Annotated in this window: 16 protein-coding genes and 2 tRNA genes; 10 read left to right on the forward strand and 8 right to left on the reverse strand. The window is 69.5% G+C overall.

Features of this window, described 5'->3' with window-relative positions; translation table 11 throughout:
• The 3 genes from CKO28_RS23970 to cysN form a co-directional block, all read left to right on the forward strand.
• On the forward strand, positions 1–809 hold an 809-nt coding region (locus CKO28_RS23970), incomplete at its 5' end, for a GDP-L-fucose synthase family protein (RefSeq protein ID WP_242480788.1).
• Between the two features lie 52 nt (positions 810–861).
• Positions 862–1,779 carry a sulfate adenylyltransferase subunit CysD gene (gene cysD / locus CKO28_RS23975; RefSeq protein ID WP_242480789.1) on the forward strand — a complete coding sequence of 306 codons (918 nt, stop codon included), beginning with the start codon at positions 862–864 and terminating at the stop codon, positions 1,777–1,779.
• Entirely contained in the window at positions 1,779–3,740 is a 1,962-nt protein-coding gene (gene cysN, locus CKO28_RS23980; RefSeq protein WP_200343419.1) for a sulfate adenylyltransferase subunit CysN, read from the forward strand. Before cysD ends, cysN begins: the two co-directional genes overlap by 1 nt.
• A gap of 279 nt (positions 3,741–4,019) precedes the next feature.
• Here cysN and CKO28_RS23985 read toward each other — a convergent pair whose 3' ends face one another.
• From CKO28_RS23985 to CKO28_RS24000, 4 genes are all read right to left on the reverse strand, one after another.
• Positions 4,020–4,286, reverse strand: coding sequence for a hypothetical protein (locus tag CKO28_RS23985; RefSeq protein WP_200343420.1), 267 nt, complete (start codon positions 4,284–4,286; stop codon positions 4,020–4,022).
• 902 nt (positions 4,287–5,188) lie between these two features.
• Complete coding sequence (locus CKO28_RS23990) at positions 5,189–5,413, reverse strand: hypothetical protein (protein WP_200343421.1); 225 nt, start codon at positions 5,411–5,413, stop codon at positions 5,189–5,191.
• 203 nt (positions 5,414–5,616) lie between these two features.
• Positions 5,617–5,702: transfer RNA gene (locus CKO28_RS23995), tRNA-Leu, on the reverse strand.
• 84 nt (positions 5,703–5,786) lie between these two features.
• Positions 5,787–7,439, reverse strand: coding sequence for a GMC family oxidoreductase (locus tag CKO28_RS24000; RefSeq protein ID WP_437127654.1), 1,653 nt, complete (start codon positions 7,437–7,439; stop codon positions 5,787–5,789).
• A gap of 304 nt (positions 7,440–7,743) precedes the next feature.
• Between CKO28_RS24000 and CKO28_RS24005 the strand changes: the two genes are divergently transcribed.
• From CKO28_RS24005 to CKO28_RS24015, 3 genes are read left to right on the forward strand one after another with little or no spacing between them, the layout of a single operon-like run.
• Complete coding sequence (locus tag CKO28_RS24005) at positions 7,744–8,325, forward strand: YqaA family protein (RefSeq protein ID WP_200343433.1); 582 nt, start codon at positions 7,744–7,746, stop codon at positions 8,323–8,325.
• A complete protein-coding gene (locus CKO28_RS24010) occupies positions 8,315–8,839 on the forward strand; it encodes a disulfide bond formation protein B (RefSeq protein WP_200343422.1) in 525 nt (174 codons plus the stop codon). The genes CKO28_RS24005 and CKO28_RS24010 overlap by 11 nt, the downstream gene beginning before the upstream one ends.
• A gap of 50 nt (positions 8,840–8,889) precedes the next feature.
• Entirely contained in the window at positions 8,890–9,411 is a 522-nt protein-coding gene (locus CKO28_RS24015; protein WP_200343423.1) for a DUF29 domain-containing protein, read from the forward strand.
• Between the two features lie 139 nt (positions 9,412–9,550).
• On the opposite strand, the gene CKO28_RS24020 is transcribed toward CKO28_RS24015, so the two are convergent.
• From CKO28_RS24020 to CKO28_RS24030, 3 genes are all read right to left on the reverse strand, one after another.
• Positions 9,551–10,111 (reverse strand): HNH endonuclease, encoded by a 561-nt coding sequence (locus tag CKO28_RS24020; protein WP_200343424.1) that lies wholly within the window; start codon positions 10,109–10,111, stop codon positions 9,551–9,553.
• Positions 10,112–10,386: 275 nt separating this feature from the next.
• A complete protein-coding gene (locus CKO28_RS24025) occupies positions 10,387–11,055 on the reverse strand; it encodes an alpha/beta hydrolase (protein ID WP_200343425.1) in 669 nt (222 codons plus the stop codon).
• A 96-nt stretch (positions 11,056–11,151) separates the two neighbouring features.
• Complete coding sequence (locus tag CKO28_RS24030; RefSeq protein WP_200343426.1) at positions 11,152–11,784, reverse strand: DNA-3-methyladenine glycosylase family protein; 633 nt, start codon at positions 11,782–11,784, stop codon at positions 11,152–11,154.
• Positions 11,785–11,888: 104 nt separating this feature from the next.
• Between CKO28_RS24030 and gluQRS the strand changes: the two genes are divergently transcribed.
• Entirely contained in the window at positions 11,889–12,752 is an 864-nt protein-coding gene (gene gluQRS / locus CKO28_RS24035; RefSeq protein WP_200343434.1) for a tRNA glutamyl-Q(34) synthetase GluQRS, read from the forward strand.
• 368 nt (positions 12,753–13,120) lie between these two features.
• On the forward strand, positions 13,121–13,870 hold the full coding sequence (locus CKO28_RS24040) for an MBL fold metallo-hydrolase (RefSeq protein WP_200343427.1): 750 nt from the start codon (positions 13,121–13,123) through the stop codon (positions 13,868–13,870).
• Between the two features lie 96 nt (positions 13,871–13,966).
• On the opposite strand, the gene CKO28_RS24045 is transcribed toward CKO28_RS24040, so the two are convergent.
• Positions 13,967–14,059 (reverse strand) — tRNA-Ser (locus tag CKO28_RS24045).
• Positions 14,060–14,622: 563 nt separating this feature from the next.
• Here CKO28_RS24045 and rplU point away from each other — a divergent pair.
• Complete coding sequence (gene rplU / locus CKO28_RS24050) at positions 14,623–15,249, forward strand: 50S ribosomal protein L21 (protein WP_200343428.1); 627 nt, start codon at positions 14,623–14,625, stop codon at positions 15,247–15,249.
• Positions 15,250–15,255: 6 nt separating this feature from the next.
• Positions 15,256–15,528, forward strand: a complete 273-nt coding sequence (gene rpmA / locus CKO28_RS24055) for a 50S ribosomal protein L27 (RefSeq protein ID WP_200343429.1) — start codon at positions 15,256–15,258, stop codon at positions 15,526–15,528.
• Positions 15,529–15,761: the final 233 nt, after the last annotated feature.

Genomic DNA, 15,761 nt, shown 5'->3' on the forward strand with positions numbered 1-15,761 from the left:
CGGAGGTCGAGGACTGGCTGGCGGAAGCCCGGCCGCACGCGGTCGTCCTCGCCGCGGCCAAGGTGGGCGGCATCCTGGCGAACGACCGCTACCCGGCGGACTTCCTGCAGGACAACCTGCAGATGGAAACCAACGTGATCGCCGCGGCGCAGCGGCTGGGGGTGGAGAAGCTGGTGTTCCTGGGCTCCAGCTGCATCTACCCCAAGCACGCCGAGCAGCCGCTCACCGAGGACGCGCTGCTGACCGGCCCGCTGGAGCCGACCAATCAATGGTACGCGGTCGCCAAGATCGCCGGCATCAAGCTGTGCCAGGCGCACCGCCGGCAGCACGGCGTGGACTTCGTCTCGGCGATGCCGACCAACCTGTACGGGCCCGGCGACACCTTCCATCCCGAGCACAGCCACGTCATTCCCGCCCTGATCCGGCGCTTCCACGAGGCCAAGGTCAACGGCGACCGCGAGGTCACCGTCTGGGGCAGCGGCACGCCGATGCGCGAGTTCCTCTACGTCGACGACTGCGCGGACGCGGTCGTGCACATCCTGAAGCACTATTCCGGCGAGCATCACCTCAACGTCGGCACCGGTGCCGACGTCACGATTCGCCAGCTGGCGGAGACGATAAAGCAGGTCGTCGGCTTCGAGGGCGAGCTCGTCTGGGACACCACAAAGCCCGACGGCACCCCGCGCAAGGTGCTGGACGTCGCCCGCATCAACGCGCTCGGCTGGCGGGCCCAGGTCGACCTCGAAACCGGCCTCGCCCGCACCTACGACTGGTACCTGCGCCACATCGACGAGGCGCGGACGGTTTGAGCGGATCGCAGAACAGCGGCACAACACAGGGTCGTACTTTGGAAGCTAGTGCATGCACGCGCCCGATCAGGCGCGGATGACCCATCTGCAGCGCCTGGAAGCGGAGGCGATCCAGATCTTCCGGGAGGTCGCGGCGCAGTTCCGCAGCCCGGTGATCCTCTATTCGATCGGCAAGGATTCGACGGTGCTGCTGCACCTGGCGATGAAGGCGTTCTACCCGTCCAAGCCGCCGATCCCGTTGATGCACATCGACAGCACCTGGGAGTTCGGCGAGATGGGCGAATTCCGCGACCGCCGGGTCAAGGAACTGGGCGTCGACCTGATCGTCCACCGCAACGAGGAGGGCGTGCGCCAGGGCATCAACCCGTTCGACCACGGCTCCGCCGTGCACACCGAGGTGATGCGCACCCAGGCGCTGAAGGAAGCGCTCAACCGGCACAAGGTCGATGCCGCGATCGGCGGCGCCCGCCGGGACGAGGAGAAGAGCCGGGCGAAGGAGCGGGTGTTCTCGTTCCGGACATCCAGCCACCGCTGGGATCCCAAGAACCAGCGCCCGGAGCTGTGGAGCCTGTACAATGGCCGGATCAACAAGGGCGAGAGCATCCGGGTGTTCCCGCTGTCGAACTGGACCGAGCTCGACATCTGGCAGTACATCTACCTGGAGAGCATCCCGGTGGTGCCGCTGTACTTCGCCCAGCAGCGTCCGGTGGTCTGGCGCGACGGCACCTGGATCATGGTCGACGACGACCGGATGCCCTTGGAGCCGGGCGAGCAGCCGGAGATGCGCAAGGTGCGCTTCCGCACGCTCGGCTGCTATCCGCTGACCGGCGGGATCGAGAGCGACGCCGAGAGCCTGCCCGAGGTGATCCGGGAGATGCTGCTCGCCAAGACCAGCGAGCGCCAGGGCCGGGTGATCGACCGCGACGCGGGCGCCTCGATGGAAGCCAAGAAGCAGGAGGGCTACTTCTGATGGCCCCGAACGATCGCTACGAGGCCGACGTGCGCGACACCGACGTGACCCCGCGCGAGACCGAAAGCTCGGCCGGCAAGGCGACCCCGGCGGAGGTCGCGGCCTACCTCAAGAGCCAGCAGGACAAGGACCTGCTGCGGTTCATCACCTGCGGCTCGGTGGACGACGGCAAGTCGACCCTGATCGGCCGGCTGCTGTACGACTGCCAGCTGCTGTTCGAGGACCAGCTGGCCCAGCTGGACGCCGACAGCAGCAAGTTCGGCACCACCGGCGAAGAGCCGGACATGGCGCTCCTGGTCGACGGCCTGCAGGCGGAGCGCGAACAGGGCATCACGATCGACGTCGCCTACCGCTTCTTCACCACCGACAAGCGCAAGTTCGTGGTCGCCGACACCCCGGGCCACGAGCAGTACACCCGCAACATGGCGACCGGCGCCTCGCACTCCGAGCTCGCCGTGCTGCTGGTCGACGCCCGCCACGGCGTGCTGACCCAGACCCGCCGGCACTCCTACATCGTCTCGCTCCTGGGCATCCGGCAGGTGGTGCTGGCGGTCAACAAGATGGACCTGGTCGACTGGGACGAGGCGACCTTCGAGCGGATCGCCGCGGACTACCGCACCTTCGCCCACCAGGTCGGGATCGAGCAAGTGACCTGCATCCCGGTCTCCGCCCTCAAGGGCGACAACATCTCCAGGCGCTCCCAGAGCATGGCCTGGTTCAAGGGCCCAAGCCTCTTGGAGCAGCTGGAGACGGTGCAGCTGGCGAGCGACCCGTCCGCGCGCGCCTTCCGGCTGCCGGTGCAGTGGGTCAACCGGCCCAACCTGGACTTCCGCGGCTACGCCGGCACGGTCCAGGGCGGCCAGGTGCGCGTGGGCGACGATGTCGCGGTGCTGCCGTCGGGCAAGACCTCCAAGGTCGAGCGGATCGTGACCATGGACGGCGACCTGGCGGTCGCCTCGGACGGCCAGGCGGTGACCCTGACGCTGGCCCACGAGATCGACATCTCGCGCGGCGACGTGATCGCGCCGGCGCAGGACCGGCCGACCGTGACCGACCAGGTGCACGCCCACCTGATCTGGATGGACGAGCGCGAGATGCTGCCCGGGCGGTCCTACCTGATCCAGTTGGGCACGGCGTTCGTCGGCGGGCAGATCAACCGGATCAAGCACACCGTCAACGTCAACACCCTGGAGGAGACGGCGGCCAGCCACCTGGAGCTGAACGACGTGGCGGTCTGCGACGTCGCGTTCGACCGGCCGGTGCCGTTCGACCCCTACGCCGAGAACCCGGCGACCGGCGCGTTCATCGTGATCGACCGGATGACCAACGCCACCGTCGGCGCGGGCATGATCGACTACGCCCTGCGCCGGGCGACCAACGTGCACTGGCACGACACCAAGGTCGACAAGGCCGCCCGGGCGTTGGTGAAGGCGCAGAGGCCGTGCGTGCTCTGGTTCACCGGGCTGTCGGGCGCGGGCAAGTCGGTCGTCTCCGACCTGGTCGAGCAGCGATTGAGCGCGATGGGCAAGCACACCATGATGCTCGACGGCGACAACGTCCGCCACGGGCTGAACCGGGATCTCGGCTTCACCGACGAGGACCGGGTGGAGAACATCCGCCGGGTGGCGGAGGTCTCGCGGCTGATGACCGAGGCCGGGCTGATCACGCTGGTCAGCTTCATCTCGCCGTTCCGCAGCGAGCGGCGGATGGCGCGCGAGATGCTGCCCGAGGGCGAGTTCCTGGAGGTGTTCGTCGACGCGCCCCTGGCGGTGTGCGAGCAGCGCGACCCGAAGGGCCTGTACAAGAAGGCCCGCGCCGGCGAGATCCCCAACTTCACCGGCATCGGCTCCAGCTACGAACGGCCCGAGGCCCCGGAACTGCACCTGCGCTCCGACCAGGCCAGCGCGGAAGAGCTCGCCCAACAGGTGATCGGCCTGCTGGAAGCCCGCGGGATGCTGTAGGCGGAGCGCCGCTGGAGGCGATCGCGGCGCGAACAAGCCCGGCTGCGCCGCACGGCGGCCGGGCCATTCGTTTTCGCCCGGACCGTGAGAGACCTACAGCAAAATCGATGAAGGTCGAGCCGACCTTCATCGTGAATTTTGCTCTAACTGCTTGAAGAGAGAGCGACACGCTTGAAGGCCAACACCGGCCTTCGAGCTGAAGGTAGCTCTAACTTGTTGAAGATAGCGCAGGATTCAACTGAAAGGTGATTCCAGCTTTCAGCATCTTGCCCTAGAAACTCAGTCGCCGGAGCCGGACCGGAGCACCGACGGCGGGCGCCGGCGCGGGGCGGCCATGGCCGCCGGGACCGCGCGCGGCGGACGGCTGGGCCGCGGCCATATGGCCTCCTGGACGAGGGATTCGGCCCGACTGCGCCCCATATCCGGACGCAGGGCGAGCACACGGCGCACCGCGTGGTTGATCTGGCCGAGGCTGTCCAGGCCGCGGCCGCGCGATTCCTCGAGGGCGTAACGGATGATGCTGGCGGGGTCGGACTGCTGTGACATGGGACGCTCGCCGATCTGCTGCGACACGGCGGACCAGAATAGGACGTGAACGCCGGCACGGGAAGCGCGCAAACGGATAGGCCGTCGCGCGTGCGACTCGCCATGAACGCAAGATGGCGAACGGGGGAAACACCCTCCAGCATCGTGCCGTCACCGGCGGTCCACAGAAATAACCGATTTCCAGGCGAACCTTCGAGCGCCCGCGGCATTATTGGGCCAGGAAGGGGACGCGTACGGCATGTCCCTGCGCCGATACGACACGGCCCCTTCCGGGACGGGCACGCCGGTTCCGCTTCCCCATCATCCCCGGCGGTCGGTGTGCCTCTCTGTGTGACTGGCGGGGCGGGCGGACTTCGCGTCCGGCCGCCCCGTTTTTCTGCGCGGGCCCCCGCCCACCGCGGAAATCGCCCACCGCCGAAATCGCCGACCGTCGCGGCGCAAGGCGCCCGGCACCCGCCAGCTCTTGAAACAATCTGCACCCTTACCGCGGAGAAGCCGGACGAGGCGGCCGCGCCGGAATTCGGCCGGGCGGCGCTGGGATGGCCGGGCCCGGCGCGACCGCCGTTCGGACCTTCCGGTGGAAGGCCCGAGGCGTGGGTCCCGCGCCCGTACCGTTGCAGGCCTGGGATGGACGGAGACCCCGTTTCGTCCGTTACCTTGAACCCTAAGCGCCGCCCGGCCCGCGCACATTGACCTGGGTCAAATGTGGTCGTGAGGTTCGTTTTCCGGCGTCAAGAAACCCGCCGGCAGCCGCGGCGCGCGCCCCGGTTCCGCGACCGGCCCGCGAGAGCCGCGCGGGCAAGATGCCGAACGGTGGCTGCACCTTTCAGCTGAATCTTGCGGTTCGTTCAAAAGGTTAGAGCAAGATGCCGAACGGTGGCTGCACCTTTCAGCATCTTGCTCTAGGCGTACTCGCCGATCAGCGCCACCAGCGCGAGCGTCACGACCACGATGGCGCCGCCGGCGATCAGCAGCGGCGAATTCTGGCGTTGCTTGATCGGCCCGCCCGCGGCCTGCTGTTCAAATTCCGCGGCCGCCTGCGCGGACTCCTGGCCAGTATAGTCCTCGTCGTTCCGCGCCGTCACATTCCCTGCAATATTATTGCCAGACATACCAAGACCTTTCATTATTACGCACCGGATCTTTTTTCGAACCGGAAGAACCAACAGCCTACACGATTTTTGTCAGAAATTGAATAACGCGCGACGGAGGAGCCGTCGATGCGCGGGCCGTCTGCGCGGGACGGCCGGCCCCGGGGCCGCGCCGAGCCGACCGCGCCAGCCATCGACGCATCCGCAGACAGACGGTCGGTCGGGATCGCTGGAGACGGTGGTGCCCCTGGCAGGACTCGAACCTGCACGGCCAATGGCCACGCGATTTTGAGTCGCGCGCGTCTACCGGTTCCGCCACAGGGGCAGCGGGCGGGCCGGGCGGGCCGGCCACGCCATTCGGACGCTGATATAAACCGCCGCGGGGGCGCACGCAAACCCGGCGCGGCGCCTACTCCGCCGCGCGGGCGCGGACCTTGCGGTCTTCGCGGATCATCGCCGCCGCCTTTTCCGCGATCATGATCGTGGGCGCGTTGGTGTTGCCGCTGGTGATTCGCGGCATCACCGAGGCGTCGACCACGCGCAGCCCGGCGATCCCGTGCACGCACAGCCGCGGGTCGACCACGCTGGTCGCCGGGTCCGGGCCCATCGCGCAGGTGCCCACCGGGTGGAAGATCGTCGTGCCGATGTCGCCGGCGGCCCGGGCGAGGTCCGCGTCGCTCTCGACGTCGGGCCCGGGCTTGCGCTCCTGCGGATCGTATTTGCGCATCGCCGGCTGGCCCATGATCCGGCGGGTCAGCTTGAGCGCGTCGGCCGCGACCTGCCGGTCGGCCGGGGTCGCCAGGTAGTTCGGCTTGATCGCCGGATAGGTCCGCGGGTCGGCGTCCCGGATGCGCACGTAGCCGCGGCTTTCCGGGCGCAGATTGCAGACGCTCGCCGTGATCCCGGGGAATGGATGCAGCGGGTCGCCCAGCTGGTCGGTCGACAGCGGCTGCACGTGATATTCCAGGTTGGGCGTCTCGCGGCTGGGGTCGGAGCGGGTGAAGCAGCCCAGCTGGCTGGGCGCCATGGTCATCGGGCCGCGCCGGAACAGGGCGTATTCCAGCGCCATGCCGGCCTTGCCGAGCCAGCTGTTCGCCCGCCGGTTCAGCGTATCCACGCCCACCACCGAATAGACCGCCCGGATCTGCAGATGGTCCTGCAGGTTCTCGCCCACGTTCGGGTTCTCGTGCACCACCGGCAGGCCGCGATCGCGCAGCAGCTCCCCGGGCCCGAGGCCGGAGAGCTGCAGCAGCTGCGGCGAGCCGACCGATCCGGTCGCCAGGATCACCTCCCCGTCCGCCGCGACGCGGGCGTCCGCGCCGTGGTGCCAGAAGCGCACGCCGGTCACGCGGCGTCCGTCGAGCTCCAGCTGCTGTGCCTGCGCCTGGGTCAGCACGGTCAGGTTGGGCCGGCTCTCCGCCGGGCGCAGGAAGGCGTCGGCGGTGTTCCAGCGCCGGCCGCGGCGCTGGTTGACCTGGAAGTAGCCGACGCCCTCGTTGCTGCCGCGGTTGAAGTCGGCGGTGCGCGGAATGCCGGCCTGCTCGGCGGCGTCGGCGAAGGCGTCCAGGATCTCCCAGGAGATCCGCATGCCCTCGACCCGCAGCTCGCCGCCCTCGGCGTGCAGCTCGTCGGCGCCCCAGGCGAAGTCCTCGTGCGCCTTGAAGTAGGGCAGGACATCGTCCCAGCCCCAGCCGGTGCAGCCCAGCTGGCGCCAGCCGTCGTAGTCGCGCGCCTGGCCGCGCATGTAGATCATGCCGTTGATCGACGAACAGCCGCCCAGCACCCGGCCGCGCGGATAGCCGAGCGACCGGCCGTTCAGTCCCGCTTCGGCCTCGGTCTTGAAGCACCAGTCGGTGCGCGGGTTGTTGATCGTGTAGAGGTAGCCGACCGGAATCCGGATCCAGATGTAGTCGTCCTGCCCGCCGGCCTCCAGCAGCAGGACCGAGACGTCCGGGTCCGCGCTCAACCGGTTGGCGAGCACGCAGCCCGCGCTGCCGGCCCCGACGACCACGTAGTCGAACCGGCCCATGTCCTTGGGCGGTGTTCCGGCTTGTTCCGCCATGAACGCACGGCCTCCCCATTCGCATCGTTTTGCCGGCCATCCTAGCCGACCGCTCGCGCCAGGGCGAGACGGCCTCGCCCCTCAGGCGGGGCGACGAGGATACCGCGACGGGCACCTACGCCACGAAGAGGGCCGCCTGCACCCTTGTCGACCTGGGTGACCTGTCTCGGGCCCCTCCGTTAAATCCCACGGCCGCGGACGCCGGCGGAAGCACCCCGATCGCGCCGATTGCCGGGGGGCCGTCCGGCTGGTAGATCGGGCGCGCTTTCTCTGTCCCAGCTCCACCCGGACTCGCGCCGTGTCCATGCTCCGCGCCCTGTACGACCGCACGCTCCGGATCGCCGGGCACCGGCACGCCATGCGCGGGCTGGCGGCGGTCTCGTTCGTCGAGAGTTCGGTCTTCCCGATTCCGCCCGACATCCTGATCATCCCGATGGTGATCGCCGAGCGGGCCAAGGCCTGGCGGATCGCCTTGGTCTGCACGGCGGCGAGCGTGGCCGGCGGTCTGCTGGGTTATGCGATCGGCTACTTCATGTACGACACGCTCGGCCAGGCGGTGCTGGAATTCTACGGCTACACCGAGAAGTTCCAGGACTTCCGTCAGTTCTACGACCGCTGGGGCTTCTGGTTCGTGATGGCGGCGGGCTTCACCCCGTTCCCCTACAAGGTGATCACGATCACCAGCGGCGTGCTGGCGCTGAACCCGTTCGTGTTCGCCATCGCCTCGCTGGTCTCGCGCGGGGCGCGCTTCTATCTGGTCTCGGGCCTGCTGTGGTATTTCGGTCCGCCGATCAAGGCGTTCATCGAAAAGCACCTGGGCTGGCTGATGGTGCTGTTCTTCGTCCTGCTGTTCGGCGGCTTCGCGGCGATCAAGTATGTCCTCTGACCGTACCGACCTTGCGCATCTCAGCCCGGGCGGCCGGCTGGTCCCGGCGGCAATCTTCGCGCTCAGCGTGAGCGCGCTCGCCGCCGCGCTGATCGCGCAGTACGGCTTCGGCCTGGCGCCCTGCCAGCTGTGCATCTGGCAGCGCTGGCCCTACGCCGCCGCCGCGCTGTTCGGCTTCGCCGCCGCGCTCGGCCCGTTCAGCCGGCCGGCGCGCATGACCCTGGTCGCCGCGACGGGCCTGGCGTTCGCCACCGGGGCCGGGATCGCGGGCTACCACGCCGGGGTGGAGTACGGCTGGTGGGCCGGCCTGCCCGGCTGCTCGGGCGATGCGCTGTCCCCCGACGTCAGCGTGGACGACCTGCAGGCCGCGCTGTCCGGCCAGGACCGCGTGGTCCCCTGCGACGAGCCGGCGTTCGTCTTCGCCGGCCTGTCGATGGCGGGCTGGAACTTCGTGCTGTCGCTGCTGCTGACCGCCGGCACCTTCTGGGCGCTGGTCACCCGCCGGGCGGGGTAGCGGACACAGAGCGCCAGAACGTGTTAGTCTCTCGGTCAGGAGGTGGCGCGTTGGGCGAACCGGCCGGCCGCGATCTGTATCGGCAGGACTTCTACGCCTGGACCCAGGACCAGGCGCGGCGCCTGCGCGCGCTCGACGGCGACAACCGGTTCGACGCCGCGCGGGTGGCGGAGGAGATCCAGGAGTTCGGCCAGCAGAAGCGCGACGCCGTCGCGAGCCACCTGGCGCAGACGCTCGCGCATCTGATCAAGGCCGCCTGGATCGACCATCCGGACCTGCACCGCACCTGGCGGCACGAGATCGACCGGCACCAGGACGAGGCCTGCTTCGGCCATACCGCGGCAATGCGGCGGGAACTGGATATGGGGACGATCTGGCGGCGCGGCTTGCGCCTGGCCAACAAGAGCTTCCGCACCCACGGCGAACCCGAACTGCCGGCCACGCCGCCCTGCCCGCTCACGCTGGACGAATTGCTGGCGGAAGACTTCGATACGGACGCGGCGCTGGATAAGGTGCGGGGAGCGTTTCCCCTAGAGCTACAAGCTTCAAGGCCGAAACGGCCTTCAAGCTGAAGGTAGCTCTAACTTGTTGAAGATAGGGCAAGATTCAGCTGAAACGTGATTCAACTTTTCAGCATCTTGCCCTAAAGCGAAGCTAGTATTTTGGCTTTTCGGATAGCCGTTCGACGCGACTGGCGTGCGCGAGCTTGGATCAATCCTCCAACTCGGTGTCCCAGTACAAAAAGTCGTGCCAGCTTTCGTGGAGGTAGTTCGGCGGGAACTTGCGGGCTTGGCGCTGCAGCTCGTGGACGGTCGGCTGGCGCGCGGCGCGGCGGAGTTTCATGCCCGCTTCCGCGGGCGTCTTGTTGGCCTTCAGCAGGTTCATCTCGGCCGAGGCCGTGACGACGTTTTCCCAGGATGTGCGCCCGCCCCGGGAGCGCGGGATGACGTGGTCGAAGGTCAGCTGTTCGGCGGGCAGGCGGACCCCGGAGTACTGGCAGCGGAAGCCGTCCCGGAGGAAGACGTTGAAGCGGGTGAACGCCGGCCTTCGGTTCAGCGGCACGTATTCCTTCAGCGAGATCACGCTGGGCAGCCGGATTTCGAACGACGGCGAGCGAATCGCCTGATCGTACTCGCTGACGATGTTCACGCGGTCGAGGAAGACCGCCTTCACCGCGTCCTGCCAGGCCCAGATGGACAACGGGAAGTAGCTCAGCGGACGGAAATCCGCATTCAGAACCAGGGCTGGGAAAGCATTCGCCGGGACGCTCACTGCCCCGCTCTCCTCCTGTGCTCCGCGCGCCCGGACCGGGAGTGGCCGGCGCCTGTGCAAGCAACGTGATACGACATCCCGTCGGGTCGCACAAGATTTAGCGTCTCTGGCGCCAAAAACTTCATCTGCTTGTAAAGTCCTCGTCAACGCGACCGGCGTCGGGACTCTGGCCACAGCCAACAGGGCGTGTCCACCCCAGGGCCTTTGCTTGCCTCCAGTCACTCAAGATAGCGCCGAATTCGCCTGCGGCCAGACGCCGGCACCCCCCGCGGGCCCTACGCCGGCAGGTGCCGGCGCAGGAAGTCGGTCGCCAGGTCCAGGCAGCGCTCGTCGATGCCGTGGCCGAGGCCGGGGCGGCTCTCGCTTTCCACCGGCACGCCGGCGGCCTGCAGCGCGGCCTCGGTCTGCGGCATGGCGTGCGGCGGGATGATCTGGTCCTGGTCGCCGTGGGTCAGCAGCACCGGCGGCTTGCTGCGGATCTCCGCGTCCAGCTTCTGCGGGCCCGGCAGCAGGGTCGACAGGCCGATCAGGCAGCCGACCGGCTGCGCCCGGCGCAGGCCGCAGTGCAGCGCCATCATGCCGCCCTGGGAGAAGCCGACCAGGCCCAGCTTGTCCGGGGTCAGGCCGTGGCTCGCCAGCTCCCGGTCGAGGAACGCGTCGACCACGGGCGCGGCCTGCTCGGCGCCCTCGATCATCACCTGATCGGTCTCGCCCTTGAAGGAGAACCATTGCAGGCCCATCGGCGCGACGTCGCAGTCCTGGTGGGCGTGCGGCGAGACGAACGCCGCGTCCGGAAACGCCTGCGCCAGCATCGGGGCCAGCTGGATCAGGTCGTTGCCGTCGGCGCCCAGACCGTGCAGCAGCACGATCAACTGCTTCGCCGGGCCGCCGCTGGCCGGCTGATGGCGGGGGCCGTCGATCTGGGGAACGTCGTGCTCGGACATCGCTTTCGGTTTCCGTCCCGTGGTTTCGGATGCGTGGCTGGCTTGAGGTCGGGGGCTGGGTTCCGGTAGCGGGCTGGGTTCAGGCGGGTTCGGGGATCAGGCGGGCGCGCCGGGGTGGCGGTAGGCGTGCCAGAGGAACCGCGCGGCGGCCGAGCGGTGGGGCCGCCAGGCCGCCGCGATCTCGCGCATGCGCTTGGTGTCGGGCCGGGTCTCCAGGCCGTGGACGCGCCGGGCGGACTCCTGCAGCGCCAGGTCCTGGGCCGGAAACACGTCGGAACGTTCGAGCGCGAACAGCAGGAACACCTCCGCCGTCCAGACGCCGATCCCCTTCTGCGCCGTCAGGTGCTTGAGCACGGTCTGGTCGTCCTGGCCCGCCAGCCAGTCGAAGTCGAGCGCGCCGCTCGCGACCTGCTGCGCCAGCCCGCTCAGATAGCGGTACTTGGGCCGGCTGAGGCCGAGGGCGCGCGCCGCCTCCTCGTCCAGCTGCAAGAACGTCTCCGGGGTGAGCGGGTCGAGCCGGGCCCGAATCCGCTGGACGATCGCGCCGGCGGCGTCCTTCGACAGCTGCTGGGCGGCGATCATGTTGACCAGGCCGCCGAAGCCGGCCTCGGCCCGACGCACCGGCGGCAGGCCGCAGGCGGCGTAAGCGCGGCCCAGCATCGGGTCGGCCTGGGCCAGCGCGTCCAGGGCGGGTTTCAGGCGGGTGTCCGGTTCGGGCGCGGGGTCCATGGGGCTGGACCTTAATCGCGCCGGTCGGTAGATGCACCCCCATGCCCGCCGCCGTCACGCCAGACGCCACACCGGACGCCACACCGGACGCCACCGCGGAGGCGATGTCGCGCCGCCACCCGCCGGCCGCGGGCGAAGTCACGCGCTTCGCCCCCTCGCCGACCGGCCTGCTGCATCTGGGCCACGCGTTCTCCGCGCTCGACGCCGCGCGCGCGGCCGGGGCCGGCGGCCGCTTTCTGCTGCGGATCGAGGACATCGACACCGCCCGCTGCAAGCCGGCGTTCGAACAGGCGATCTTCGACGACCTGGCCTTGCTCGGCCTGAGCTGGGAAACCCCGGTGATGCGCCAGGCGGGGCGGATGGACGCCTACGCCGCCGCGCTCGACCGGCTGGCGGCGCTCGAGGTGGTCTACCCTTGCTTCTGCTCGCGCAAGGACATCCGGGCGGAGGCGGAGCGCCTGGGCGGCGCCCCGCACGGCCCGCTGGGCACGCCCTATCCCGGCACCTGCCGCGACCTCCCGGCGGCCGAGCGCCAAGCGCGGATCGACGCCGGTACGCCCCACGCCCTGCGCCTGGATCACGCCCGGGCGCACGAACGGGTCGGCCGGCCCGAATGGACCGACCGCCGGCACGGCACCTTCCAGGCGGACCTCAGTGAGATCGGCGACGTCATGCTGGCACGCAAGGAGGTCGCCACCAGCTACCACCTCGCCGTCGTGGTCGACGATGCCGCCCAGGGGATCACGCTGGTCACCCGCGGCGAGGACCTGCTGCCGGCGACCCCGATCCACCGCGTGCTGCAGGCGCTGCTCGAGCTGCCGGTGCCGGACTGGCGCCACCACGCCCTGATCGCGGACGACGACGGCAGGCGCCTGGCCAAGCGCGACGACGCGGTCGCCCTGCGCGCCTATCGCGAACAGGGCCACAGCCCGGCGGCGGTGCGCGCGCTGGCCGGCGTGCCGGATTAACCGCACGGAAAGTACAATCGCCGGAAACTGTGCCTGGCGAGCAGACTCTGCCCGGGGGAGGCGACTGGGCGCGGGAAGGCGACTGGGCCCGGGAACCGGCGGGGATACCGTCGCCGGGGCCCTGAAAACGTCACGCGGCTGTGCGCGCCGTCACTGCCCCGGACTTGACCCACGGCCAGCATTGCCGACAGTTGACGCGATGCCGCCCGCCGGGCGGTCCGCGCAGCATCCGACGCTTGGGCAAGATGCTGAAAGGCCGAACCACCTTTCAGCTGACTCTTGCCCCACACCAAGGAGATAGAGCGGAATCCAGCCGGCAGGCCAGTTCGGCCTTCAGGCATTTCGCTTTCGGAGGCCACGGCACTTTCATGCAACTGACCGTCCTCGGCTGCGGCGACGCGTTCGGCAGCGGCGGCCGCCTCAACACCTGCTTCCAGCTGGACGCGCGCCGCCGGGACGACGGCGGCGCGACGCGCCTGCTGGTCGATTGCGGGGCGAGCGCGATGATCTCGATGCACCGCTTCGGCACCGATCCCGACAGCATCGACGCGATCGCGATCACCCACCTGCACGGCGACCACTTCGGCGGCCTGCCGTTCCTGCTGCTCTACCTGCAGTTCGAGGCCAAGCGCACCCGCCCGCTGGAGATCGCCGGCCCGCCGGGCACCCAGCAACGGGTGAAGGCCGCCTGCGACGCGCTGTTCGGCAGCATCGACTGCCGGTGGGGCTTCGACCTCAGCTTCCGCGAATGGGGGGAGGACGCGCCCCTGAGCCTGGCCGGCGTCGAGGTCACCCCGCGGCAGGTCTACCACGGCGAAGGCGTCGTCGCCTTCGGCCTGCGTGTCCGCGACGCCGACAAGACGTTCGCCTACTCCGGCGACACCACCTGGGTCGATGCGCTGCCGGCGCTCGCCGCGGAAGCCGACCTGTTCGTGGTCGAGTGCTACGCCTTCGACCGCCCGCTGCCGACCCACACCGACTACCGGACGCTGCAGGCCCACCTGGACGAGCTAACCGCCCGCCGCATCGCGCTGACCCACATGTCGCGCTGCATGCTCGAACGCCAGGACGAACTCCGCCTGGAAACGCTCGACGACGGCCGGGTGATCGAGCTGTAGCCGCCGACCGGGCTGCTACGGGCCGATAGACCCGTGAGCCGGCGCCGCGCCGACGTGAACCGGCGCCGCGCCGACGTGTCGGGGACAACGGGTGAATGGCGGAGGGGGTGGGATTCGAACCCACGGTACCGGGGTTGCCGGTACGCCGGTTTTCGAGACCGGTGCCTTCGTCCGCTCGGCCACCCCTCCGCGGACCTGGTCGCGCGGGCGGGACCGCCCGGCGCTGGCCGACCGGGGACGTAGCAAATGCCGGTCTGGAGCGCAACGGGGTCTGTTCAGGTCGTGTACCGGCCGGCGGCGCGGTACCGCCCGGGGTATGCCCGCGCCGCTCGTGTCGACCATGGTGCAGGGCCCGGACCCGGCGCCATCGCCGTCCCACCCCGCGCTGCATCGTGTTGACACCGTTTGGCGCGTCGTTATAGTCCGCGCGCACGTTCAACGAGGGACGCGTTCGAGCAGCGCGGCAGCCCCGCGGTGAACGCCGACGGTGCGCTGCGGTGTCAGCCCCGGCCCGCCCGACCAACGGGCAAGTCGGGGCGCCGGCCACCTTCGACCTCCAGCGCGCATCCCGCCGGCGCCGTCATCCGCGCCCTTTCCAGGGTTCGGGGGCGATGGCGCCGCGTTTGCGTTGCGGAAGTCGCGGGGACGGCCGGGACACCGTCGCACGCCGCCGCACACGGCCCTCACGGATCCGTCCACCAAACCGGCGCTTCTCCATCACGGAAGCCGTCGAACAAGACCGAGACGAGCAGATGTTTGCAGTCATTCAGACCGGCGGAAAGCAGTACAAGGTCGCCAAGCACGACGTTGTGAAGGTCGAGAAGCTCCAGGCCGAGGTCGGCGAGAGCGTCAAGCTCGACGACGTGCGGATGGTCGGCGGCGACGGTGCCCCGCAGGTCGGCGCGCCGCAGCTGGACGGCGCCAGCGTCTCCGCGGAGGTCGTGGATCAGGACAAGAACCGCACGATCCGCGTCTTCAAGAAGAAGCGCCGCAAGAACTTCCGCCGCAGCAACGGCCACCGGCAGCGCTTCACCCTGCTGCGCGTGACCGACATCGAGGTCGCCGGGAAGTCCGCCGGCGAGGGCGACGCCGACAAGGCCAAGCAGGCCGGACAGAAGTCCCAGGCGAAGAGCCAAAAGCAGGCGACCCAGTCGGCGACGACCGAGCAGTCGAAGCAGAAGTCGACCGCCACGGCCAAGCAGCGCACCCAGGCCAAGACCGCCAAGTCCGGCACCGCCGCCTCGGAGTCGGGCGGCGGCAAGAGCGCGCCGGGCAAGTCGGGCCAGACGAAGAGCGCCGGCCAGTCCAAGAGCGGCGGCGGCAAGAGCTCGGGCGGCCAAGCTAAGAGCGGCGGTCAGTCCAAGAAGAGCGAGGAGTAACGGGTCATGGCGCACAAGAAGGCGGGCGGCAGTACCAAGAACGGCCGCGATACGATCGGCAAAAGGCTCGGCGTCAAGAAGTTCGGCGGCGAGCACGTCATTCCGGGCAACATCCTGATCCGGCAGCGCGGCACGCGCTGGCACCCGGGCGAGAACGTCGGCATGGGCAAGGACTACACGATCTTCGCCAAGACCGAGGGTCAGGTGAAGTTCCGCAAGACCACCGGCGGGCGCACCCTGATCTCCGTGGTGCCGCCGACCGCCGACGCGGCGGAGTAGCCGCGCGCCACACGCCGCGCGGCCCGCGCCGCGATGCCGAAGCGAGACGGGGGAATGGCCGGCCATTCCCCCGTTTTCGTGTTTGGACGCACGGGTCTTGGGCGCGCGCCAACGGATCGCCACGTAACAACGGGCATCGACGTGGGTCCCCTCTCCCTCGAGGGGAGAGGGCCAGGGTGAGGGTGGGACTCCTCGCCGCCTGCCGGGGAGTCCCACCCTCACCCGCCCACGGA

The sequence above is a fragment of the Rhodovibrio sodomensis genome (genome assembly GCF_016583645.1).
GTDB classification, from domain to species: domain Bacteria; phylum Pseudomonadota; class Alphaproteobacteria; order Kiloniellales; family Rhodovibrionaceae; genus Rhodovibrio; species Rhodovibrio sodomensis.

Bases quoted from the DNA above. Each gene is read 5' to 3' on its own strand.
- CKO28_RS24025 (WP_200343425.1), bottom strand. From the start codon at position 11,055: ATGTCCGAGCACGACGTTCCCCAGATCGACGGCCCCCGCCATCAGCCG.
- CKO28_RS23985 (WP_200343420.1), bottom strand. From the start codon at position 4,286: ATGTCACAGCAGTCCGACCCCGCCAGCATCATCCGTTACGCCCTCGAG.
- rplU (WP_200343428.1), top strand. From the start codon at position 14,623: ATGTTTGCAGTCATTCAGACCGGCGGAAAGCAGTACAAGGTCGCCAAG.
- gluQRS (WP_200343434.1), top strand. From the start codon at position 11,889: ATGTCGCGCCGCCACCCGCCGGCCGCGGGCGAAGTCACGCGCTTCGCC.
- cysD (WP_242480789.1), top strand. From the start codon at position 862: ATGCACGCGCCCGATCAGGCGCGGATGACCCATCTGCAGCGCCTGGAA.
- CKO28_RS24000 (WP_437127654.1), bottom strand. From the start codon at position 7,439: ATGGCGGAACAAGCCGGAACACCGCCCAAGGACATGGGCCGGTTCGAC.
- CKO28_RS24010 (WP_200343422.1), top strand. From the start codon at position 8,315: ATGTCCTCTGACCGTACCGACCTTGCGCATCTCAGCCCGGGCGGCCGG.
- CKO28_RS23990 (WP_200343421.1), bottom strand. From the start codon at position 5,413: ATGAAAGGTCTTGGTATGTCTGGCAATAATATTGCAGGGAATGTGACG.
- CKO28_RS24030 (WP_200343426.1), bottom strand. From the start codon at position 11,784: ATGGACCCCGCGCCCGAACCGGACACCCGCCTGAAACCCGCCCTGGAC.
- cysN (WP_200343419.1), top strand. From the start codon at position 1,779: ATGGCCCCGAACGATCGCTACGAGGCCGACGTGCGCGACACCGACGTG.
- rpmA (WP_200343429.1), top strand. From the start codon at position 15,256: ATGGCGCACAAGAAGGCGGGCGGCAGTACCAAGAACGGCCGCGATACG.
- CKO28_RS24040 (WP_200343427.1), top strand. From the start codon at position 13,121: ATGCAACTGACCGTCCTCGGCTGCGGCGACGCGTTCGGCAGCGGCGGC.
- CKO28_RS24005 (WP_200343433.1), top strand. From the start codon at position 7,744: ATGCTCCGCGCCCTGTACGACCGCACGCTCCGGATCGCCGGGCACCGG.